This window comes from Amphritea sp. 1_MG-2023, from assembly GCF_030547545.1.
Lineage (GTDB): Bacteria > Pseudomonadota > Gammaproteobacteria > Pseudomonadales > Balneatricaceae > Amphritea.
Map to the genome: position 1 here is coordinate 61,009 of NZ_JAUOQE010000013.1, position 23,454 is coordinate 84,462.

Sequence of the window (23,454 nt, forward strand, 5' to 3'; positions counted from 1 at the left end):
TACTTGATGGTGAGGAATGGTATGAATCAAATACCAATTAAAGATGTGACGCCAAAGCGTGATAACAGCAATGCAACCAATGATCTATACGCAAAACGCGCGCACATCTATGTAAAATACTACAAAGGCTTTTTCAAAAACTTAAAAACCATATCCGGCGTTTTAATGCTGGCGATGTTCTACGGCTTCTCTTGGATTCAATGGGATGGTCATCAAGCTGTTTTATTTGATCTACCCAGCCGCCAATTTCATGTTTTCAGTTTCACTTTTTGGCCGCAGGACTTCATGCTGCTGTCTTGGCTGCTTATCATTTTGGCTTTTACGCTGTTCTTTGTCACCGTATTCGCCGGACGCCTCTGGTGCGGTTACGCCTGCCCTCAGTTCGTTTGGACCTGGTTTTTTATCTGGGCCGAACGCATCACCGAGGGTGATCGCAATCAGCGTATGCGACGCGATAAAAGCAAGTGGAGTGGCGAAAAGCTTGCCCGCAAAACGGCCAAGCACGCATTATGGTTATTTATTGCAGCCGCATCAGCCATCGCCTTTGTTGGCTACTTCACGCCTATACGCGAGCTAACCCCTGCCGTTTTCAATTGGAATCTCGGCCCCTGGGAAACCTGGTGGATCGGCTTTTTGACGGTCGCTACGTACGCTAATGCCGGCTGGTTACGCGAGCAAGTCTGTACCTATATGTGCCCCTATGCACGCTTCCAAAGCGTCATGTTTGATGCCGACACATTGATCATCTCTTATGACGAAAAACGCGGTGAGAATCGCGGGAAACGTAAGAAAGGCGCCGATTACAAAGCACAAGGTTTAGGCGATTGTATCGATTGTGATAACTGCGTGCACGTCTGCCCCGTTGGTATCGACATTCGTAATGGTTTGCAATATGAATGTGTTGCCTGTGGTGCCTGCGTTGACGTCTGTGATGACATTATGGATCGCATGGGTTACGACCGAGGATTAATTCGCTATACCACGGAACATGCTCTTGAAGGCGGTGAAACCCGCGTTCTACGTCCGCGACTGATCGGTTATTTTATCGCGCTTTGCGCCATGTTCATCGCCTTCAGCTACACCCTTTACAGCCGAGTACCGCTTGAAGTCGATATCATTCGTGACCGAGGTCAGCTTTATGTTCAAGCCTCCAACGGTATGATCGAAAACGTCTATACGCTTAAACTAGCCAACAAATCGCAGGTGGATCATCAATTTAGCATTGATATCTCCGGCGTTGAAGGCATTACCATGGCGGGAGAGAGAGTGGTGTCAATTCGCTCAGGCGAGCTACTGGATTACCCTATCAGTTTACAGGCCGATCCACGCTTCTTAGAACGTCCGAACTACGATATCATCTTCCGCGTTCAAGCGCTGGATGATAAGAGTATCTTAGTAGAAGAGGATAACCGCTTTATTGGGCCGGTTAAACGCTAAGCTAAACCTACCCTCCTCTATTTGACTGAGTTAGAATAGCTGCCGGATTCACTTCCGTGCAGCTATTTCTTTTTTAAGGAAACATATGACTGATCTCGATATTGGCCCTTGGTATAAACAACCTTGGTTATGGTTTATTTTGGCTCCCCTGATTGCCACCGTCCTTTATTCCACGGTCTACATTACCGCATCGGTTGTGACCAATGATGGTGTTGTGCTTGAAGAATACACCAAACAAGCCAAAACCTTTCATGAAGACAAGCGCCTGCAAGAGGCAGCCGAAACGCTGGGCCTGCATGGCACGCTACGCTTTGATACCCTCACCGGTGATGTCAATCTAGAACTGATCAGCAGCCAAGGTGCAGCACTTGCCCCCCAATTAACCCTGCTCATCGGTCACCCAACCAAAGCCAGCTTGGATATCAGTATCACTCTGAATAAGATACAAGCGGGTCATTATGGCGGCGAACTCTCTAACGTATTGAAAGGCAACAAGACGTTAATTATCAGCCCGACCGATAAACAATGGGCACTGACGAGTAAGGTACAGCCCCCTTACGATCAACAAAGCTTCACCTTTGGTCATCAGTAAGCCACCATGAACGCTCACGAAGGTCTCCTGAACGACCGCCTACATTGCTTTCACTGTGGGCTTGATATCCCTCCTGATAGCCAGTATTTCACGGTGATTGAAGGACAACCTCGACAGATGTGTTGTCCTGGCTGCCAAGCGGTGGCTCAAGTCATCGCCGATGGCGGGCTAGAAAACTATTACAAACACCGCACCAGCGAAGCGGCCTCGCCAGATGCACTCAGTGCGACAGAACAACTCCGGGCCGAATATGCCCTGTATGATCATCAGAGTGTGCAACAACACTTTGTCGCCGAACAAGCCGATGGCAGCAAACAAGCCACTCTGGTCATCGAAGGGATCACCTGTGCCGCCTGTGTCTGGCTACTGGAGCACCATCTCAGCTCACTCAAGGGCGTCATCCAAGCGAATGTCAATCTGACCAATCATCGCGCCCGTATTCAATGGGATGAACAACACATAAAGCTCAGTGATATTTTTATCGCCATGCATAATATTGGTTATCAGGGCCACCCTTATCACCCTGATAAAGAGGAGCAACTACTCGAACAAGAAACCAAACGAGCCATGCGCAGGCTAGGTATTGCTGGGGTCTTTACCATGCAGATTATGATGCTGGCCGTGGCCCTGTACACCGGCGCAGGGGATAGCCTTGATGCGAATTATGAACACTTTATTCGCTGGGCCAGCTTGGTTTTGGCAACCCCGGTGGTTGTCTATGCCTCCAAACCTTTTTTCCAAGCCGCCCTGCGAGATCTGCGCACCCGCCACCTCACCATGGATGTGCCGGTCTCCATTGCTATAGGCGGTGCTTATCTTGCTAGCATCTGGGCTACGCTGACGGCTAGCGGTGAAGTCTATTATGACTCGGTGAGCATGTTTACTTTTTTTCTGTTGATTGGTCGTTTTCTTGAGATGAAAGCGCGTCATCGCACCGGCAAGGCAGGTAATGCGCTGCTTAATCTCCTCCCCGCCAGTGCGTTACTCTGCACCGACGAGGGTGAAACCATTGTCGCCGCCAATGAACTACAGCAAGGCGATCAAATTCTCGTTAAGCCCGGCCATACCATACCCGCCGATGCCGTTATTATTCAGGGCAGTAGCAGTATCGATGAATCGGCCCTCACCGGTGAATACCTGCCACTGACTAAGCGCGAAGGCGATAATGTGGTCGGCGGCACCATTAATGTTGAAAACCCCATCCGCTTGGAAGTCACTCAGGTTGGCGCCAGTTCTCAGCTTTCGGCCATTGTTCGCCTGCTCGAACGCGCCCATGATGAGAAACCTAAGGTCGCTCGGTTAGCCGATAAAGTATCCGGTTATTTTGTCATCGCCGTCCTCATCATCGCCGCGTCTGTCGGCTTATTTTGGTGGCAAACCGAACCCGAAAACGCTTTCTGGATTACCCTCTCGGTATTGGTGGTCACTTGCCCCTGCGCGTTATCACTAGCCACACCAACGGCGCTGACGGCGGCGACAGGAACACTGCGACAACATGGCCTACTGATTACCCGTGGGCATGTGTTAGAAAGCCTCGCCAAAGCCACACATATCGTTTTCGATAAAACGGGTACTTTAACCGAAGGCAATCTGTCGCTACAAGAGAGCAAAACGCTGAGTCATTTATCGGCGCAACAATGTATTGAGATCGCCGCCTCACTGGAAGCGCATTCCGAACACCCTATCGCCAGAGCATTCCATAAAATAACCGCACCCAGATCAATCTTAGCGGCACAACAGTTAACCAATCATGTCGGTCTGGGCCTAGAAGGCATCATCGATGGTCAACGTTTCTTTATCGGTAAACCGCAGTTTGCGAGTCAACACTGTGGTCAGCATCTTGATTTTAGCGATGCCCCTGATAACCGCTGTCAGTGGCTGTTACTGGCCGATGAAACACAACCATTAGCGTGGTTTGGTCTAACCGATCCGGCTCGTAAACAAGCCGCACAGATGATCGGCCAATTAAATCAGATGGGGCTGGAAGTTCAGATGCTCACCGGCGATAGTTCGGCCGCGGTCGGTCATATTGCGCAACAACTACAGATCGATAGCGTGATATCCGGTGTTAGCCCAGCCGAAAAACTACAACATATTCAGCAGTTGCAAGCGAACGGCGCACAACTACTAATGGTTGGCGACGGTATCAATGATATTCCTGTCCTAGCGGGCGCTCAGACCTCAATCGCGATGGGCTCCGCCACCGACCTGGCTAAAACCAATGCCGATGCCGTCTTGATATCGGCAGAGCTGATGCGCCTGCCGCAAGCGTTAAAATTGGCTAAACGGACGCGCGCGAATATCCGTCAAAACCTCAGCTGGGCGTTGTTTTACAACTTGATTGCGCTGCCTCTCGCGGCCGCAGGCATGATTGCCCCGTGGATGGCAGCCATCGGCATGTCGGTCAGCTCTCTGGTCGTCGTTGGAAATGCCCTAAGACTGACTAAACTTGGTCGCCCAGATCGGGTAGAATAGCGCTACTAATTTGAGTGAAACACTATCATGGCTATTATCTATCTGCTTATCCCAATCGCCATTATACTGGCGAGCGTCGCTATCTGGGGGTTTTTCTGGTCGGTTAACGCCGGCCAACTGGATGATTTAGAATCACCAGCCCACAGCATTTTATATGACGATGATGAGCATCTGATTCCTGACGATGCTAAACAGCCTAAAACGACTGATAAATCAGAATGACCGAACCCCTGTCTGCCTTAACGGCATTACTACTCGGTTTATTGGGCAGCGCACACTGTTTAGGTATGTGTGGCGGTATATCCAGTGCTGTCGCTATGGGTATCGATCGTCAAAACGCGCACCCGTTACGCTTACTTATCGGCTTCAATCTTGGCCGCATTGCAAGCTATACACTGGCTGGCGCGCTGCTCGGCAGTATTGGTTGGCTAATACGCACGCCTGAAGTAACCTTGCTATTACGCTCGTTCGCCGGCTTGATCTTGGTTTTAATGGGCCTTTATGTGGCGCAAATTTGGCGCGGCTTGGCTTACCTCGAAAAACAAGGCAACCGCCTCTGGCGCCATATTCAACCTCTCAGCCGAAAACTTCTGCCCGTCAGCAATTCGCTGCAATCTCTGGCCCTCGGGGCTTTGTGGGGATGGCTACCCTGCGGACTGGTGTACAGCACTCTCATTTGGAGTGCCACCGCCAGCGACTGGAAAGTGTCCGCGACCATGATGGCGTGTTTCGGCCTAGGAACGGTTCCCGCCATGCTCGCCACCGGATTGCTGGCCAATCAGGTACAGACGCTATTAAAAAGCCGCCACACACATCGCATCGCCGGATTACTCATTATTCTATTCGGACTGTATACCATTCCCTGGCAAGGACTGAGCTTAAGCCTTTCTTGATCAGTATCAATACTGCGCCGCTTAAAATCCTTATAATCGCCTGCTTGCCGTTATCGTGAGAAATATTGTGAACCAGAACAATCTGATTAAATGGGATCTTGACCTCATCCGCCGCTATGACCTATCCGGCCCCCGCTACACCTCTTACCCTACGGCGATTCAGTTCAACCCTGAGTTATCGGCGACTGATTTGGTTAACACCGCTCGGCAAAGCGCAGATAGCCACGCACCTTTATCACTTTATGTGCACATCCCGTTTTGTGCTCATGTTTGTTATTACTGCGCCTGCAACAAAGTTATCACCCGTAATCGTAACAAAGCCCAACCTTATCTCGATACGCTGTATCAAGAAATGGCACAACTAGCCGAATGGTACTCCGATAATCGCAGTGTCGAGCAGCTCCACTTAGGGGGCGGCACCCCCACATTCATCAGCAACGAGCAGATGATAGAGCTGATGTTAAAGCTAAGACAAAACTTCAACTTACTCGATGATGATTCCGGCGACTATTCGATTGAAATTGATCCCCGCGAAGTGGATCACGAGAAACTTAAAGTGCTGCGGGAGATCGGCTTTAACCGTGTCAGCTTTGGGGTTCAGGATTTAGAGCAACGCGTACAGCAAGCGGTTAACCGTGTGCAACCGGTTGAAGAGATCGCCGATGTACTGAATGAATCACGTCGCCTTGGCTTCCGTTCAATTAATATTGATCTAATCTATGGCTTACCACATCAAACCCTTGAAAGCTTTAACGCAACACTGGATACCATTATTGAACTTAGCCCTGACCGTCTGTCAGTATTCAATTATGCGCATATGCCCGACCGCTTCCGTTCACAAAACCATATCAAAGCCGAAGATCTCCCTAACCCTAATATTAAACTGGCCATTCTCGAAACAACGATTAGCAAACTGATCGCTGCCGGTTATGTGTATATTGGTATGGATCATTTTGCCAAACCCGATGATGAACTCGCACGGGCACAGCAGAGTGGTAAACTTCACCGTAACTTTCAGGGTTACACCACTCACAGTGATTGCGATCTGGTGGCGATGGGGGTGTCTTCGATCAGTCAAATCGGTGATGTTTACTATCAAAATGAACATGACATGAGCGCCTATACTGCCGCCGTCAACGCGAATAACGATGCCATCAAGCGCGGCGTCACGCTCAGTGCCGATGATCATATTCGGCGCGCCGTCATTACTCAATTAATCTGTCATTTCGAACTAAATATGACTGAGATTGAGCAACAGTTTAAGCTCTCTTTTGCCGACTATTTTGCAACCGAATTAAACGATCTGAAAAAATTTAGTGTCGATGGTTTAATCAAGCTCAGTAACAATACGCTTCAGGTTACCCCTGCTGGCCGCTTGTTAATTCGTCGAATCTGTATGGCATTTGATGCCTACATTCCTAAACAGGAAGTCGGTAAAAGCTTTTCCCGAATCATTTGATTCGGGAAATACTTCACCCTGTGAAAAATTTAGTGGATAATCAGCTATCGCCATATCTACTATTTAACGAAAACAGGACATCCTATGGGCAACCATAAATCATCAGAAGGGAAACTTCACAGCTTACAGGTTCACTGCAACACCTGCAGCCTAAGTTCTTTATGTTTACCTGTATCACTGAATATGACCGAGATGGACCGGTTAGATAGCATCATCGATAAAAGTCGCCCCCTCAAAAAGGGTGAGCATCTTTTCCATCAAGGCGAAACCTTCTCTTCCGTCTACGCGCTTCGCGCCGGCTCGATTAAAACCTACACCCTGACCAATGAAGGCGAAGAACAGATAACTGGCTTCTACTTCCCCGGTGAAATGGTTGGCATGAGCGGCTTTGATAATGATCAGTACCCGGTATCGGCCAAGGTACTCGAAACGACAACGGCCTGCGAAATTCCGTTTGAACGACTCGATGAACTCTCCGGACAGATGCCCGAGTTACGTCGTCAGATACTGCGCACCCTGAGTAAAGAGGTGCGCGATGATCAACAAATGATGCTGCTACTGAGTAAGAAAAGTGCAGAACAACGCGTTGCAACCTTCCTGATTAAGCTATCGACTCGGTTTAAGCTACGTGGTTATTCAGAAACACAATTTCGCCTATCCATGTCAAGAAATGAGATCGGTAACTACCTTGGCCTAGCGGTTGAAACGGTAAGCCGCATTTTTACGCGCTTCCAAAAAATGGAACTGGTGCGCGTGGATGGTAAAGAGATCGATCTCTGCAATCTGAGTGAGATCTATCGTCTCTCCGGTGAAGTTCATGAGACCGAGGCACCTAAAGATAGCATCTGCCCACTCAGTTAAGCCTCAATAATGATATAATCCTGCGCCGCTTTTTAGCGGCTATAATGGATGTACTCCGCTCTTTTTGAACACTATCGTGTCTAGCCCGTTGCTTTAAGGTAATCTTGATGAGTTTTGATGAATGTTATATAAAATCAGTCATGCGTACGATAGAAAACTGGCCCGAGCCTGGCGTCATGTTTCGCGATATCACCCCGCTATTTAAAGACCCCAAAGCCCTCAGAATGATTGCCGATGCTTTTATTCAGCGCTATATCGACAGCGATGTCACACATATTGCCTGTATTGATGCTCGCGGCTTCCTGTTTGGCTCGATCATGGCTTATCAGCTTAACCTGCCCCTCGTACTGGTGCGTAAAAAGGGCAAGCTACCGGGCAAGACCATCCATCGTGAATATGCACTGGAGTATGGTACGGCAGCCGTCGAAATGCAGATTGACGCTGTGACTAAAGGCGATAAAGTACTGATTTTTGACGATTTGATCGCCACGGGCGGTACGATCCTCGCCGCCAGCACCATCATCAAAGAACTCGGTGCCGAGGTTTATGAAGCGGCCGCCTTAATCGACCTGCCCGACCTAAACGGCTCTGCCTTGATTCAACAAAGCGATATTCCTGTATTCACACTACTCGCCTACGAAGGCTTATAATCTGCTGTTTAAACACCGCGACAATGTTAGCGAAGCGCCCTTGTTCTCGCGCTTCGTTTACCCGACTAACCACTTCACCGATGCGCTTAACTTAAGCACTGATAAGCACTCTATTTAGAGACTCGGGGCCGCTAGCTAAGGAAGGTGCGAATAAGTCAATTACGCCTCTGGCTGACAGAGAAGCTGGAAATCAAGGCAACCGTTACAGGCATACTGGTTGTACGTCGAAAAATGTTAACGCTGAGATCCTGTTTCTCTGAAAGCCCCGAAGGGCGGATATTAGAATGGTCATCTACTTTGTCAGCCAGCTTGAAAAGATCCAGACATTTCGCTGCACTGGCTTTCGCGTATCTGGCCATTCTAAAGTCCGCAGAGAACATAACGGACTTATTCACACCTTCCCTAAACCATACCCCGCTCAACAAGCGAAGCCATCATTTTATCCGTATCATTACTGTTCGCTCGAGGGATATCGCTTTACAATAGCGGCTCATTTTTTATTTGTTATTAAGGGCTCATCGCATGTGGTTCAAAAATGCCATCTTTTACCGTTTCACACAGCCATTTACTTATACCTCAGACGCCCTTGAAGAGAAACTCAGCGAGAAAGCCTTTACCCCATGCGGCAGTCAGGAGCTGAGTCGTTTTGGCTGGGTAAGCCCGAGCGGTAGCTTATCTGAGATGTTAGTCCATGCGGGTAACGGCTTTATGCTGATCGCAGCCCAAAAGGAAGACAAGATCATTCCCTCTCAAGTCATCCGCCAACAACTCGACAAGCGAGTCAAACTCATCGAAGATGAACAAGCTCGCAAGGTGTATAAAAAGGAAAAAGATCAACTCAAAGATGAGATTATCTTAGACCTTCTGCCACGCGCATTTAGTAAATATCAAACCACCTGGGCACTGATCGCACCCGCACACAATTTACTCATCGTGGACGCTAGCAGCCATAAGCGTGCGGAAGAGTTACTTAGCCATCTACGCAGCCTACTCGGCTCTCTACCGGTTGTACTCCCCGATGTGAATCATTCACCTTCGGCGATCATGTCTCAATGGCTAGAGCAACCACAAGCACGTTACACGGGCTTAGAACCCTTGGATGAATGCGAACTGAGAGATAGCGCCGTTGAAACCGGCATTATTCGGTGTAAGGGACAAGATCTTGATAGTGATGAGATCCGTCATCATCTTGAAGTGGGTAAACGCGTCGTCAAACTGGCACTCGAGTGGCAAGAAAGCCTCAACTTTATCCTTCAGGATGATCTGTGCATCAAGCGTATTAAGCTATCCGATCAACTCAAAGAAAAACTCGATCAAGACAGCCCCGATGAAGCCTTTGCTCAATTCGATGCCGAGTTTGTACAGATGTCGCTCGAACTGACACGACTCATTCCGGCACTGACGGATGCCTTTGGCGGTGAAGCCCAACGTCCTTAATCGCTCAGAGTCATCATTCCCGAGGCAGCCGGTCGACATCGACCGGCTAGGCGTCGTTTTAGAGACAAGCGTTAAGCCCATAACATCGTCAAGCCAAATCAATCACCACATCAGCCTAACGGCCAACATCAAGTTATTATTTCAACTTCGTTAGCCACTGTGTAGACTACGACTATTCAGCCAATCAGGACTATTCCGTGAGTAAAACCTACAGCGTAAAAGAGATGTTTTATACCCTTCAAGGCGAAGGCGCACAGGCCGGACGGCCCGCGGTATTCTGTCGCTTTAGTGGCTGTAATCTTTGGTCTGGGCGAGAACAGGATCGACATAAAGCGGTATGTGATTTCTGTGATACGGATTTTATTGGCACCGACGGCCAAAATGGTGGCAAATTTCATTCCGCCGCCGCCCTCGCCAGCGCCATAAAAAGCTTCTGGCCGACAGACACAAACGCGCCACAAGGTCAGCCTTATGTCGTCTGTACCGGCGGTGAACCGTTGTTACAACTCGACTTAGCATTAATTGAGGCGTTACATCAGCAAGGCTTTGAGATTGCCGTTGAAACCAATGGCACACTGCCGGTGCCCAAGGAGATAGACTGGATTTGTGTCAGCCCCAAAGCCGATGCTGAACTGGTGCAGCGCAGCGGTGATGAGTTGAAACTGGTTTACCCGCAACCACTGGCTCTGCCTCAGCAGTTTAGCGGACTCACCTTTAATCATTTCTATCTGCAACCGATGGATGGCCCTATGCAGCGCATGAATACTCAAGATACGATTCAGTTTTGCCTGCAAAACCCACAATGGAAACTGAGTTTGCAAACTCACAAACTACTGGGTATCGACTGAAGCCCCCCTAAAGCCGACCGGCCAGTTTCGCCATAACACCATAACAAGTGCCGGTATCTGCATCAAAATACCGTACAACAGTACCGCCAACGACATCTCCGATTGTTGCAGCAGAGCGCCCGTCACCATCAACGCGGTGCCTGCATTCTGAATACCGGTTTCAATGCTGAGGGTCAGCGCTATTTTCGGCTCGAGGCGTAGCACATAACGCGCCAACAACCCCGCTAACACCATGGCACTACTGGCTAACAACATGATGGCTGGCGTCAATACCGGTAACAAGGACGGTATTTCCTGACGATTTGCCCAACTGATCAGCACCACGACGATCAACATGAAAAACAGTGACAGCACCTTCACTGGGCGCTGCAACTGAGCACACAAGCGCGGCCAACGCGCGTGAATCATTAGCCCGATAGCCACCGGCAGCAAGGTAACGATGACGAGCTTCATCACCGTGCTTAGCAAAGGTAGCGCCACTAACACCCCCTCGCCGAGCAAGTATTCCAGCGTTAACCAGGTTAACCAAGGGAGTGAAAACGGAATAATCAGACTGGTAACCGCCGTTAACGAGATTGATAAAGCGGTATCGGCACGACACAAATAACTAATCATATTCGAGGTTGCACCACCCGGTGCAAACGAAACAATCAATAGCCCCGCCGCCAATAACACCGGCACCTCTAACAGACTCACCACCAGCCACGCCAGTAACGGTAACAGCAGAAGTTGAAACACCAGCCCCGCGATCAGGGCAACAGGCTGATACCGTAAACGAACGAAATCATCCCGCTTGAGCGTCATTCCCATACCCAGCATAATAATAAACAGTGCCACGGGTAATAACAGTGAAAGTGCATTGCCGCCTTCCATTCAGATCGACTCCATAATTCCCATTTGAATCGCTATCATAGGGTGCAGCTAACCGCATAACAATGGCCAGATTACAGATAATTAAAGGGCTGCCTCAATCTACTCACATTTATTGTGGATAACGTTGTGGGTACACTGCTTTAGCCCCGCTCTGACACCCGAATTTAAACTGATCCAGACAAACTGGCTATTTTTTAATCAGTTGTTTTTATCTAATAATTTCAATAACTTATACTTTATATCTCGCGCTATAGAAGGGCTTAAAAAGTTTTTATCCAAGAACTATTTCAATTCAGCGTCATTCCTATGAAGCAAAAAAGTCAACCCATTTCTGAAATAAACGATAAATAGTCGCTTTAAACTAGCCAATTTAATCGGTTCCACTTAACATACTCAACTCGTCAAGAATCGGAACTTTTACATGCCTGAATCTCATAGCCATCAGTCACAAGCTCAGCGTATTACTATTATCGGCTCTATCTTCGATACCCTGCTTGGCGTACTAAAAATTATCTTTGGTATTATGGCTCACTCGAGTGCTCTGATCGCCGACGGCATTCACTCGCTCTCCGACCTAGTAACAGATATCTTAGTCGTTTGGATTATTAAATACTCGCATCAAGAGCCCGATGAGGAACACCCTTGGGGTCATGCTCGGTTTGAAACGATTGGCACCGTGATTCTCGGTTGTGTACTGGTCGCCGTGGCTGGCGCGATGGCCTATGATAGCCTACTCACCTTGATCAAAAATGAAGTTTTGCAACTCCCCGAATGGCCTGCCCTCGTGATTGCGGCCATTTCCGTGCTCACTAAGGAAGTCATTTTCCGTTATACCCTAGCGGTCGGTCAGCGGATTAAATCCGATCTAATTATTGCCAATGCGTGGCACAGTCGCACCGACGCGTTTTCATCCATTGTTGTATTTGTCGGTGTCGCCGGTGCAATGGCGGGCATCGCCTGGTTGGATTCAGTTGCCGCCATCGGTGTGGCGCTGATTATCGCCAAAGTCGGTTGGGATCTTACCTGGAAAAGTATTCTCGAGCTCGTCGATACCGCCCTACCTGAAGAGCAGATTCAGGCCTACGCTGACGTCATCATGGGTGTTGAAGGCGTCCTCAGCGTGCATAGTTTCAAAAGCCGCAGTATGGGCAGTCAGGGACTGCTAGAGATGCACCTGCAAGTTGCGCCACACCTCAGTGCTTCCGAAGGACATTATATCGGCGATAAAGCCGTGTTTCGATTGATGCAAGAGTTTGAAGATATCGGTCATGTCATTTTTCATATCGATACCTTCGATGATGATGAAGTAGGCCATGATGCCTCCCTGATACTCCCCACGCGAACAGAGATCAGCGGTATTCTGTGGGAACTGCTCGATCAAGCAGGCCACCCAGAACTCAGTATTAATCGTCTCGCCCTATTCTACCGCCTAGATTTCGTTGAAATTGAGCTAATGTTACTCGATAATTCAGACACTCAAGCTCTTGACATTAAAGCACTGGAAGAAGAATTAAATCGGCTGTTCAGACAATACCCTTGGTTTAGATGCCTCCATCTTTGGCAGGGCACACAGTCGACTCGGTTATAAATATGGCTAACGATATAGGCTATCGCCGTCCAGCCCAACCTCAGCATATCGAATTAGAAATACGTAAAAGCCGATTTATCTGCGATATACAGCCGGTTAACGATCGTCCCGCGGCGATGCAATTCATCGCCTCTATTCAGGCGATGCACCCAAAGGCCAATCATCATTGCTGGAGCTATATCGCTGGCCGCCCCGATGATGCCCATCAATGGAACTACAGTGATGATGGTGAACCGAAAGGCACCGCCGGTCAACCGATGTTTAATGTGATCCATCACAGTGATCTGGGTAATATCTGTGCGGTAGTCACCCGCTATTTTGGCGGTATTAAGTTAGGCACCGGCGGTATTGCCCGAGCTTACTCTCAAGCCGTACAGCAGGCATTACAGACATTAACCACTGAAACCGTTATTCCTACTCAGCAGATCGTTCTCGTGGGCCCCTATGATTTAACTGGTGAACTTGAACAATTGATTCATCAATTTCAACTCACTGAGTGTCAACGGCAATTTGGTACCGGTATCGAAATAACCGCTCAACTGGCGACTCATCAAATAGCTGCCTTTGAGCAAGCCTTAACGCCTTTTCAGCATAAAATAGACCTGACTATCAGTTAAGTCGTCTACCTATGTTCTGCATACGCTATCAATAGCCGTCGATGTCTTACACCGCTAGCGATCGATGCCCCCGTTAACACCCGTTGCTTTGCCTGATCAGATTCAAAAGCAGCCCTTGCAATACACTCACTGCATGTCTAAGCGCCTAAATTTAACCCACTTAACCCACTTAACTCACTTAACAGCAACCGATATCACGCATACGGCTAACGCGGCTGCCTCATATCAGCAGTAACACGATGATCCCAAACACTAAAAGAGTGTCTATTGATTTCACAATTGCTTAGAATACGCTGCATATCGGCCGAGTCAAAACCGTCCAATCGAACAAACAGTGTGAATATTGAGCTCCATGAGAAACGCAACTGCGCATAGAACTACGCATAGAATAACGCATAGAATAACTACACATAGTTTGCACCATTCGATTCCGCGACCGTTAAGCTTAGCCAACTAGAAACCCGAGGCGTCATGAAGTTTACCGATAATTCCCATCAAGCCACCGAATACCTGCGTCAGGTTATTCCGCTGATCGTCAAGCATGTCATTCCACCGACACCGCTCAATTACGCGCTTTGGTATGCTTATGTGAGTGAGTCAATACCCAATCTTAATCAGCGAATGGACGACGTCCTAGAGACTTATGGCACCTGCCCACATCGCATCAGTGAACAGCTATTCAGTGACTTCTTGATAAAGGATGAAACGGACAATAATGACGTTTTACAGCGAGCGCTATTATCCGTGATGGGCGATATTGAAAGCTCCGCAACAGACACCGTACAAGATACTGAAGCTTATCATGAGATTTTACAGGAGAGCCTAGCGTTACTTAAAACGGGCCACGACACGCACTCACTTGAAGGCATTATCCAAACATTATCAGCTAATACGCAATCAATCAGCGCAAGCACGCGTCAATTTCAAGCCAAAATTGATGCTGCTCAAGCAGAAATAAATCACCTAAAACAACAGCTTAATAACTCCCGCCAAGAGGCAATGATTGACCCTCTTACCGGCTTATTTAATCGGCGATTGTTTGATATAGAAATTAATCAGTTCACTGCCAGAGACGCAGCCGAGGTCGTGTTAATCATGGTTGATATCGACTTTTTTAAGCATTTTAACGATACCTATGGCCATCAGATGGGTGATAAAGTGCTTCAGTGTGTGGCTAAATTAATCAAACAGGAGTGCGCAGAGCCTCGAGTGCCGGTGCGTTTCGGCGGAGAGGAGTTTTCCATACTGCTACCCGATATGAGCGTGATTGATGCTTGTGCACTCGCCGAGCGAATACGTCAACGTATCGCCGCTATTCGCATCAAGCAAAAGAAAAGTGGCACCGTGATCAGTTCGATAACCGCCTCTTTTGGGGTTGCCAGCCTTATCCGTGATGAAGCAGCAGAGAGCCTGATCGCACGGGCCGATGCGGCACTCTACAAAGCAAAAACAGCAGGCCGAAATAACGTGCAAAGCGCTGATTAAATCCGTATCCCTAGTTTAACCCTCAAGCTTAATCGGTGACTCAAGGGCCGTTGAGTCATCACCCGATCATCAAGACAAAAAAAACCCCGGTCTGCCGCAGCAGCCGGGGTAATACTCGATGAAGATCACTTAACTTACAGGTTCACGCATCGTTACAAACTCTTCAGCAGCCGTCGGGTGGATACCGATAGTGGCATCAAATACCGCTTTGGTCGCTCCGGCCTTCAAGGCAACAGCAATGCCCTGAATAATTTCACCCGCATCAGGGCCAACCATATGCACCCCGAGTACTTTGTCAGTATCACGATCAACCAACATCTTCATGAAGGTTTTTTCATCACTGCCGCTGAGCGTATGCTTCATTGCTCTGAACTTAGATTTATAGACATCGACATTGTCATACAGTTCACGGCTTTTTTCTTCAGATAGCCCAACGGTACCAATATTTGGCTGACAGAACACCGCCGTAGCAATCAAATCGTAATCTACTTGCTGATCCTGACCCGCATACAGATTACGCACTAAGGCCATTCCTTCTGCTAATGCTACCGGCGTCAACTGTACTCGGTCGATGACATCACCAATCGCATAGACAGAAGGCTCGCCGGTTTGGAATTGATCGTTGACCACAATTGCGCCATTCGATTTTTGTTCCAGATTAATATTTTCCAGCCCCAGATCCATAACATTCGGTACACGGCCGGTCGCATACATAATGGTATCGGCTTCGAGGGTGGTGCCATCGGTCAGATGCGCCAAGAACGAGCCATCGGCCTGCTTGTCGATCTTTTCAATATTGTTATTGAAGCGCAGCGAGACATTTTTCTTCGCCACTTCTTCGGCGGTAAACTCACGTACTTCCTGATCAAAACCGCGCAGGAACATATCGCCACGGTAGATCAGCGATGTTTCAGCCCCTAGCCCCGCAAAGATGCCCGCAAATTCGACGGCGATATAGCCACCGCCAACCACAATGGCACGTTTTGGAAACTCATCTAGGTAGAACACTTCGTTGGAACTAATGACATGTTCACTGCCAGGGAACGCCGGCACGAATGGCCAGCCGCCGGTGGCGATCAGAATACGCTCAGCGGTATATGCTTTACCTGCAACCTCAACACTGTTGGCGCCGGTAATTTTCGCGCGACCATCCAACAGGTTGACCCCGGCATTAATCAGCATATTGCGATAAATACCGTTCAGACGCTCAATCTCTTTGGTTTTGTTATCCCGCAGGGTTGGCCAATCAAAGGTCGATTTACCTACGGTCCAACCAAATCCGGCCGCATTTTCAAAATCTTCGGTGAAATGGGAACCATAAACGAATAATTTTTTCGGCACACAGCCCACATTCACACAGGTACCACCGAGATAGCGATCTTCAGCCATACCGACCCGAACGCCCATGCCTGCTGCCATACGTCCAGCTCTCACACCGCCAGAGCCAGCACCAATTACAAACAGGTCAAAATCAAATTCTGCCACAGAAATCCCCTTAACACAGATAACAATTAACTCAACAAACAGAACGGCAACGCCAAACGTCTGCCCGATAAAATTTTATGGGCTCTAATCTACCTGCTGCGCTGCCATGATGCCAATAAAGATCGACAAAATATGTAATAGGGTTTTTCAATCGCCCGTGATTGCACTTTTTTTATCTGAAGGTTACCGTATGCGCCATATCGCACCTGTTATCGATTTTCCTTTGGATGTAGCATGAAACTGATCTCATTTAACACCAATGGCCTACGCGCCCGCCCCCATCAAATTAAAGCCCTGATCGACAAACATCAGCCCGATGTCATCGGTATTCAAGAAACCAAAGTCCATGATGATGAGTTTCCCGAAGCGATGATTAGCGCGCTGGGCTATCACGTGGAATATCACGGTCAAAAAGGTCATTACGGCGTCTGCCTGATCTCCAAGTTACCACCGGTGACTCTTGAGAAAGGCTTTCCCGGCGATGATAGCGACGCGCAGAAGCGCATGATTATCGGTGAATACGATATCGACGGCATTCGCGTCAAAGTGTTGAACGGTTATTTCCCGCAAGGCGAAAATATTGCTCATGAAACCAAATACCCGGCGAAGCGCAAATACTATAACGATCTACAAGACTATCTCGAACAGTACTGCGATCCGGCACAGCCATTAGTGGTGATGGGCGATCTGAATATTTCTCCGCAAGAGATTGATATTGGCATTGGCGAACCTAACCGTAAGCGCTGGCTGAAAACCGGTAAAACCAGCTTCCAACCGGAAGAGCGTCAATGGTTAGCGCGTTTACTCGGCTGGGGGCTGCAAGACACCTTCCGTAAAATCCATCCCGACACCGACAACCTGTTTAGCTGGTTTGATTACCGTAGCCGTGGCTTCGAAGCCGACCCTAAACGCGGCCTGCGTATCGATGCCGTGCTAGCCACCGAAGCGCTCTACTCTCGCTGTAGCGATGCCAATATCGATTACGATATCCGTGGCATGGAAAAACCTTCCGATCATGCCCCTATCTGGGCAGAATTCAGCTAACCGCAGTGTGACCTTGGCCATTCAATCGAATGGCCTAGAGCCAAGGAAATTTAATGAACGCCCTATCAAAACTCTTATTCATATCCGCCACAGTCATAGGTATCTCGGCCTGTTCGGCGCCAGGTCCAATGCAAACGATGAGCGGCCCCATTCACACGCCTGTTTTTGAACCCGTTGCACTCGATGTTGTGAAAGACGGTTCCGAAAAAGTGTATTTTAAAGAAACAGCAGCCATGTATGAGGGTAAAGAGGCTCAACTTTTGGGTATCTTTTTCATAACGGATAATGGCGCCTATATGGTCAAATGGGATAGAAGAAGCTACGAGTACACTCTTCAATATAAAATACACCGCGATAATATTTTATCGATATCAGATGACAAGGTCGTGAGAAGCTTTTGGCCAGATTCAAATTTATTAGTCATCAAAGATAAGCAAGGACATGAAGTAGGCTTTTCTCTGAATGGAAAAGCCGCTGCACGCAGCTTTTTGCATGACATTAGCGGCAAATAAATACAGAAAAAATTGTACTGAATAATGATAGAGCCCCGACTGTATTTACAGCTCGGGGCTACTTTTTGCCTAATATAGCGTTCGCTACTCAGCCGAAAAGCATTACAATGCGCATTTTTACCCTGATTCTGGCCTTTTCTTGAAACTCAGTAAACGCTTAACGCAAATTAAACAGTTGGTCGCACCGGGCTATAGTCATATCTGGGATTGCTGTTGCGATCATGGCCACCTCGGTGCGGCCCTGCTGTCACAACACAGTGCTCAAATCCATTTTGTGGATATTGTACCGACACTCATCACTGAACTAGAAAGTAGACTACAACAGCATTACCCCGATATCGCTGAACGCTGGACAACCCACTGCCTTGATGTCGCGGCATTGCCCTTAGAGCAGCACAGCGGCAGACAACTGATCATCATTGCGGGGGTGGGTGGTGATCTGATCCAGCAGTTTGTGCAGACTATTCAGCAGCAACATCCTCACCTGAATCTCGATTTTCTGCTCTGCCCAGTGCGTCATCAGTTCGCCCTACGGCAAACGCTGATTGAACTGAATTTTAGCTCGAAAAATGAAGCGCTGATTGAAGAGAATCAACGTTTTTATGAAATTATGCTCGTGTCAGCCGACAACAACGCTGGCACCAGCATCAGCCCCGTGGGAGAGGCACTATGGCAAGCCGATTCAGATGAGCAACGCGATAACATTCAGCGTTATCTTCACACAACTCTCAATCACTACCAACGGATGCAACAGGGCAGCTCAGTGGATGTGAGCCACATTATCGAGGCTTATCGTTCGGTCAGCATATAAACTACTCAATTTGCAGGCCGGCCACTCACGCACTTCTAACCTCTATACCGATAGCGATTGAGTTATTCAACCGAGGTTCAATATCGGCACGAGGTACCCAAAGGGCATGCTAGCGTGCCTCGCGACATCTGCTGTTCATTTCTCTTCAAAACCATGGATGGAGTGATGAGGGAGGTTGCACGTAGGCTGCTGATGAACTTGCGAATCGCACCAAAACGCCAGCAAAAACCTCCGCCATATAGATTCAGCGTTAACGGGCTGGGCGTTGTGGTCCTTCCTCTTTTTAGAGTTCGTGATACTTCAAGTATCGCTCAACCTTATAAAAACGCGCGGTTTCTTAGATACGTTTTGACACTGATGCTAGATATGCCTGTTACTTTGTATCGACTACACCTTCGTCATCAAAATTAAAGTGCTCCGACCCCGTAGACTAGTCATGCATGGTAAAAAGCAAGTCTCGCCCCCTTCGTTAATATGAATATCGGCACGAAGGTGTGCCTCGCCACATCCGCTTGTTAACTAAGTGCCCCGTCGGCGGGCAGTGATCTTGTGAACCCTACCATTGTCATAGGTTATGTAAGCCAAAGCCGCAATCATAATAAGATAACGGTATAAACTCTAAGCCGTGTCAACCTAATGAAAAGTCATCACAGCCTGATCTCCCCTGATAAATTTACTCGATGGCAATAAAGATTTGGATCTCGTTATCGCCGTTATACAATTCAAAATCAGTGGTGTAAGCCCGAGTATAATCCGACTGATCTGAGCTAAAATAATCCCACACTTTAGACCAGGTCTCGATGACGATTTCTGGCAGGCCGCCCTTTCCTTCGAATACCAAATATCTGCCGCCCTTAATCGCGACAGACTCAGCGGCATGTTCATCTTTAAGCATATCGGAACCCGCCAGCACATCATATTCGCCGGCCAAGTCTGATGCGTAATTGCAGTACACCCCTAACACACTCGCTTGTTGCGATAATGTTGGCGCGATATCAGCATAGAAGCGCTGCCAAAGCCCAGCTATCTTCGCTTTTTCTGGGTTCATCTCAGCACTATTTTTCGTACGAACTCTGATCCCTCTTACGGTTTTTTCATCCACCTGCATCACATACACGATTTACTCTCCTAGCGCTCATAAAAGCAACATCGCCGCTATTCCATCATTCGGATAGGCCACATATGCCCAATATTAGCTATTAGAAGCGCTATTGCAATCACTTCCCATTAAGCTTATATGACACGCTCATACGATCAATCTGATAAGGTTTCGTGCTCGATAATCGTCGCTAGCATCCCCAAAGCGGTGCCGGTAAACCACGCAAGCTCTATATTAATTAATCTCGATAACAGGCACACAGCACAAACCTATGTATATAGAAGGCTGAATTGTATTAGCAGCAACAAGTGAGTTGATCTCAGCTCTTGGGTATAACAGCAAAGCAGCATGTCTGACATAGCCAATCATCCATCGTTAGCTCAGTGCTACCGCCTAAATCAATGACGCTGACTCATGCCCCATTGATTCCATGCAATAGGCTCTGCGTATCAGGTTTATTTTTGCCGATAGCGGTTATCGGCACGAGGTACCCAAAGGGCATGCTAGCGCGCCTCGCTACATCTACTCGTTAGGGAAGGTGCGAATAAGTCAATTACGCCTCTGGCTTACAGAGAAGCTGGAGATCAAGGCAATCACCGCCTGAGGGGGAAAGGCTTATCGTTTATGCGACAACGAAGCACTCGTTGAGTGCCACATCTTCACAGCTATCAAGTCAATTTCACCTCTTCGGCCAGCATCTCTGCCGAGGCTTGAATAATATCGATCAAGCTATGCGCGGCGGTGGAGAGTGGATAGCGTTTACGAGTGACGATCCCCACGGAACGCGAGATCACCGGCGTATGCAGTTCACGACAGACGGCACCCTGTTCGCGCATCTGCCCGATACACAGTGAGGGCACCGCACTCACCCCTAAGCCGGTGGCGACCATACGGCCGATGGTCGCCAATTGATGGGTTTCAAATTCGGGTTGAACCTGCATCCCCAATTGACGCAATTTTGCTTCGATCAATAAACGGATACTGGAAGGTCGCTGTAAAGCGATAAAGTCATCTTGAAGCAGCGCTTGCCAAGCAATATCCTGATGCTTAGCTAATTCATGCTCGGGGTGCACCACGGCTACAAAGCGATCTTTAAATAATGGGCTAAAACTCAGATCTTCAGAGCGCCCCGGATCGAAGGTGAGGCCGACCTCCACCTGCCCCTGACGCACCATCTCTACCACATCTTCGGCAATCACATCGTTAACCGTGACACTAACACGGGGGTAAAGCAGCCGATATTCGCGAATCAACTGCGGCAGCAAACTACTGGCAAACGATGGCATTGCGGCCAACACCACTCGGCCTCGATTCATGGCGAAACGCTGATTCAGATCGTCGAGAGCCGCGTCACAATCCTGCAATAGCTTGCGCGCGACTGGATAAAACTCCTCCCCTTCCGGGGTGAGTGCAATCGCCCGCGTGGTGCGGCTAAACAACGCGCCACCGACCTCCTCTTCGAGGTTTTTAATGGCGATACTCAGCGCCGGCTGTGATAGATGCACCTGTGTACAGGCATCGGTAAAGCTCTGCGTGCGCGCAACCGCCACAAATGCTTTTAACTGTTTCAGCGTAATGTTAGCCATATTTCTCCGCCGGTTCGCGAGGTTGTGCCTCTGATAAAAGGCAACACCTAACCATTTATAAAAAAAAATTATAAATAGTTTAAATAATTAAATTTGCTAAATAATACCCCCTGTATGAGACTTAAGCCACTGATCGACTCGATTGTCTCTGAAGAGCCAATCAAGCCTGATCATCATCGTTGCATTAGGTGCTCGGTGTTCTGGCAACAGAACTGTCCCAGCCGAGCACCTGCCTATAACAACAACAGTTAATGCGGAGTTGCACACATGTCGGGTTTCAACAAGGTAGTAAATAGCTACGAAGAAGCGATGGCAGGCCTGGAAGATGGCATGACCGTTATCGCAGGAGGCTTCGGCCTTTGCGGTATCCCTGAAAATCTGATCAAGCAGATTAGAACGATGGGCACCAAAGATCTCACCATTGTCTCGAATAACTGCGGTATCGATGGCTTCGGTCTCGGTATTCTGCTGGTTGATCGTCAAATCAAAAAAATGATCTCCTCTTATGTGGGCGAGAATGCGCTGTTTGAACAACAGTTGCTGGCGGGCGAACTTGAGGTTGAACTGACCCCACAGGGCACACTGGCCGAGAAGATGCGTGCCGGTGGCGCGGGTATTCCTGCGTTCTATACCGCCACTGGGTACGGCACCCCCGTGGGTGATGGTAAAGAGGTACGCGAATTTAATGGCCGTCACTATATTATGGAAGAATCAATCACCGGCGACTTCGCCATTGTTAAAGGTTGGAAAGCCGACACTTACGGCAACGTTGTCTACCGCGATACGGCGCAAAACTTTAATCCGATGGCCGCGACAGCCGGCAAAATCACCGTGGTTGAAGTGGAAGAGATCGTTGAACCCGGCGAGTTGAACCCTAGCGAGATACACACCCCCGGCATCTACGTTAACCGAGTGATTAAAGGCACCTTCGAGAAGCGTATTGAACAACGTACCGTACGTCAGGGCTAAACAATAATAATGTATTCCCGATAGCTGCCGGTTTATAACGGCTATTAGGGAGAAGAGGAAAAACAATGGCACTCTCTCGTGAACAGATGGCTCAGCGTGTTGCACGCGAGCTTCAGGATGGTTTTTATGTCAACTTGGGTATCGGCATTCCCACACTGGTAGCGAACTATGTCCCTGCGGGGATTGAAGTGATGCTGCAGTCCGAAAATGGATTGCTCGGCATGGGGCCTTTCCCAACCGAAGATGAAATTGATGCCGATATGATTAATGCCGGTAAGCAAACGGTAACAGCGGCCACCGGCGCATCGATTTTTTCCTCAGCGGAATCCTTTGCCATGATTCGTGGCGGACATGTTGATCTCACCGTGTTGGGCGCATTTGAAGTCGATGTAAACGGTAATATCGCCTCGTGGATGATCCCCGGCAAGCTGATTAAAGGCATGGGCGGTGCCATGGATCTCGTCGCGGGGGCGGATAATATTATCGTCACCATGACTCACGCATCCAAGCATGGTGAATCGAAACTACTGACCGAATGCTCACTGCCGCTGACAGGCCGTGGCTGTATTAAGAAAGTCTTGACCGACCTCGCCTACCTCGAAATTGAAGATGGCGCTTTCCATCTAAAAGAGCGGGCACCGGGCGTGTCGGTCGAAGAGATTATTGAGAAAACCGAAGGCAAGCTGATTGTGCCGGACAACGTGCCGGAAATGACCTTTGCATAGGTAACTCG

General features: G+C 48.6%; 22 protein-coding genes. 18 read left to right on the plus strand and 4 right to left on the minus strand.

Annotated elements, in window-relative coordinates:
* Positions 1-21 precede the first annotated feature (21 nt).
* The 10 genes from ccoG (at position 22) to queE (ending at position 10,652) form a co-directional block, all read left to right on the plus strand.
* A complete protein-coding gene (gene ccoG, locus Q4488_RS08875) occupies positions 22-1,437 on the plus strand; it encodes a cytochrome c oxidase accessory protein CcoG (RefSeq protein ID WP_303580116.1) in 1,416 nt (471 codons plus the stop codon).
* A gap of 85 nt (positions 1,438-1,522) precedes the next feature.
* Entirely contained in the window at positions 1,523-2,029 is a 507-nt protein-coding gene (locus Q4488_RS08880) for a FixH family protein (protein ID WP_303580117.1), read from the plus strand.
* A 6-nt stretch (positions 2,030-2,035) separates the two neighbouring features.
* The gene (locus Q4488_RS08885) at positions 2,036-4,504 is read left to right on the plus strand and encodes a heavy metal translocating P-type ATPase (protein WP_303580118.1); all 2,469 of its coding nucleotides are present in this window, start codon (positions 2,036-2,038) and stop codon (positions 4,502-4,504) included.
* Positions 4,505-4,531: 27 nt separating this feature from the next.
* A complete protein-coding gene (gene ccoS, locus Q4488_RS08890) occupies positions 4,532-4,726 on the plus strand; it encodes a cbb3-type cytochrome oxidase assembly protein CcoS (RefSeq protein WP_303580119.1) in 195 nt (64 codons plus the stop codon).
* Positions 4,723-5,397, plus strand: a complete 675-nt coding sequence (locus Q4488_RS08895) for a sulfite exporter TauE/SafE family protein (protein WP_303580120.1) — start codon at positions 4,723-4,725, stop codon at positions 5,395-5,397. Before ccoS ends, Q4488_RS08895 begins: the two co-directional genes overlap by 4 nt.
* A gap of 67 nt (positions 5,398-5,464) precedes the next feature.
* Positions 5,465-6,856: an oxygen-independent coproporphyrinogen III oxidase gene (gene hemN, locus Q4488_RS08900; RefSeq protein ID WP_303580121.1), complete on the plus strand. Its 1,392-nt coding sequence runs from the start codon at positions 5,465-5,467 to the stop codon at positions 6,854-6,856.
* A gap of 84 nt (positions 6,857-6,940) precedes the next feature.
* Positions 6,941-7,717, plus strand: coding sequence for a fumarate/nitrate reduction transcriptional regulator Fnr (fnr, locus tag Q4488_RS08905; protein ID WP_303580122.1), 777 nt, complete (start codon positions 6,941-6,943; stop codon positions 7,715-7,717).
* Between the two features lie 107 nt (positions 7,718-7,824).
* Positions 7,825-8,367 carry an adenine phosphoribosyltransferase gene (locus Q4488_RS08910; RefSeq protein WP_303580123.1) on the plus strand — a complete coding sequence of 181 codons (543 nt, stop codon included), beginning with the start codon at positions 7,825-7,827 and terminating at the stop codon, positions 8,365-8,367.
* Positions 8,368-8,889: 522 nt separating this feature from the next.
* Positions 8,890-9,804, plus strand: coding sequence for a recombination-associated protein RdgC (gene rdgC, locus Q4488_RS08915; RefSeq protein WP_303580124.1), 915 nt, complete (start codon positions 8,890-8,892; stop codon positions 9,802-9,804).
* Between the two features lie 224 nt (positions 9,805-10,028).
* Entirely contained in the window at positions 10,029-10,652 is a 624-nt protein-coding gene (queE, locus tag Q4488_RS08920) for a 7-carboxy-7-deazaguanine synthase (RefSeq protein ID WP_303580157.1), read from the plus strand.
* On the opposite strand, the gene Q4488_RS08925 is transcribed toward queE, so the two are convergent.
* Complete coding sequence (locus tag Q4488_RS08925; protein WP_303580125.1) at positions 10,635-11,525, minus strand: bile acid:sodium symporter family protein; 891 nt, start codon at positions 11,523-11,525, stop codon at positions 10,635-10,637. The two genes, queE and Q4488_RS08925, sit on opposite strands and share 18 nt — an antisense overlap.
* 421 nt (positions 11,526-11,946) lie before the next feature.
* Between Q4488_RS08925 and Q4488_RS08930 the strand changes: the two genes are divergently transcribed.
* From Q4488_RS08930 to Q4488_RS08940, 3 genes are all read left to right on the plus strand, one after another.
* The gene (locus Q4488_RS08930) at positions 11,947-13,113 is read left to right on the plus strand and encodes a cation diffusion facilitator family transporter (protein ID WP_303580126.1); all 1,167 of its coding nucleotides are present in this window, start codon (positions 11,947-11,949) and stop codon (positions 13,111-13,113) included.
* A 2-nt stretch (positions 13,114-13,115) separates the two neighbouring features.
* Positions 13,116-13,730, plus strand: a complete 615-nt coding sequence (locus tag Q4488_RS08935; RefSeq protein WP_303580127.1) for a YigZ family protein — start codon at positions 13,116-13,118, stop codon at positions 13,728-13,730.
* A gap of 471 nt (positions 13,731-14,201) precedes the next feature.
* Positions 14,202-15,215 (plus strand): GGDEF domain-containing protein, encoded by a 1,014-nt coding sequence (locus Q4488_RS08940; protein ID WP_303580128.1) that lies wholly within the window; start codon positions 14,202-14,204, stop codon positions 15,213-15,215.
* Between the two features lie 129 nt (positions 15,216-15,344).
* Here the strand turns inward: Q4488_RS08940 and gorA are convergent, their stop codons facing one another.
* Positions 15,345-16,700: a glutathione-disulfide reductase gene (gene gorA, locus Q4488_RS08945; protein WP_303580129.1), complete on the minus strand. Its 1,356-nt coding sequence runs from the start codon at positions 16,698-16,700 to the stop codon at positions 15,345-15,347.
* Between the two features lie 234 nt (positions 16,701-16,934).
* Here gorA and xthA point away from each other — a divergent pair, with 234 nt between their 5' ends.
* The 3 genes from xthA to Q4488_RS08960 all read left to right on the plus strand — a co-directional run bounded on the left by xthA (position 16,935) and on the right by Q4488_RS08960 (position 19,067).
* On the plus strand, positions 16,935-17,744 hold the full coding sequence (gene xthA / locus Q4488_RS08950; protein WP_303580130.1) for an exodeoxyribonuclease III: 810 nt from the start codon (positions 16,935-16,937) through the stop codon (positions 17,742-17,744).
* 53 nt (positions 17,745-17,797) lie between these two features.
* Positions 17,798-18,256 carry a hypothetical protein gene (locus Q4488_RS08955; RefSeq protein ID WP_303580131.1) on the plus strand — a complete coding sequence of 153 codons (459 nt, stop codon included), beginning with the start codon at positions 17,798-17,800 and terminating at the stop codon, positions 18,254-18,256.
* A gap of 139 nt (positions 18,257-18,395) precedes the next feature.
* Complete coding sequence (locus Q4488_RS08960) at positions 18,396-19,067, plus strand: tRNA (adenine(22)-N(1))-methyltransferase TrmK (RefSeq protein ID WP_303580132.1); 672 nt, start codon at positions 18,396-18,398, stop codon at positions 19,065-19,067.
* A 673-nt stretch (positions 19,068-19,740) separates the two neighbouring features.
* On the opposite strand, the gene Q4488_RS08965 is transcribed toward Q4488_RS08960, so the two are convergent.
* Both Q4488_RS08965 and Q4488_RS08970 read right to left on the minus strand, forming a co-directional pair.
* On the minus strand, positions 19,741-20,175 hold the full coding sequence (locus Q4488_RS08965; RefSeq protein WP_303580158.1) for a GyrI-like domain-containing protein: 435 nt from the start codon (positions 20,173-20,175) through the stop codon (positions 19,741-19,743).
* Positions 20,176-20,834: 659 nt separating this feature from the next.
* On the minus strand, positions 20,835-21,752 hold the full coding sequence (locus Q4488_RS08970; RefSeq protein WP_303580133.1) for a LysR family transcriptional regulator: 918 nt from the start codon (positions 21,750-21,752) through the stop codon (positions 20,835-20,837).
* A gap of 267 nt (positions 21,753-22,019) precedes the next feature.
* On the opposite strand from Q4488_RS08970, the gene Q4488_RS08975 reads away from it, so the two are divergent.
* Positions 22,020-22,721 carry a CoA transferase subunit A gene (locus tag Q4488_RS08975; protein ID WP_303580134.1) on the plus strand — a complete coding sequence of 234 codons (702 nt, stop codon included), beginning with the start codon at positions 22,020-22,022 and terminating at the stop codon, positions 22,719-22,721.
* A gap of 65 nt (positions 22,722-22,786) precedes the next feature.
* Positions 22,787-23,446 (plus strand): CoA transferase subunit B, encoded by a 660-nt coding sequence (locus Q4488_RS08980; RefSeq protein WP_126156831.1) that lies wholly within the window; start codon positions 22,787-22,789, stop codon positions 23,444-23,446.
* Positions 23,447-23,454: the final 8 nt, after the last annotated feature.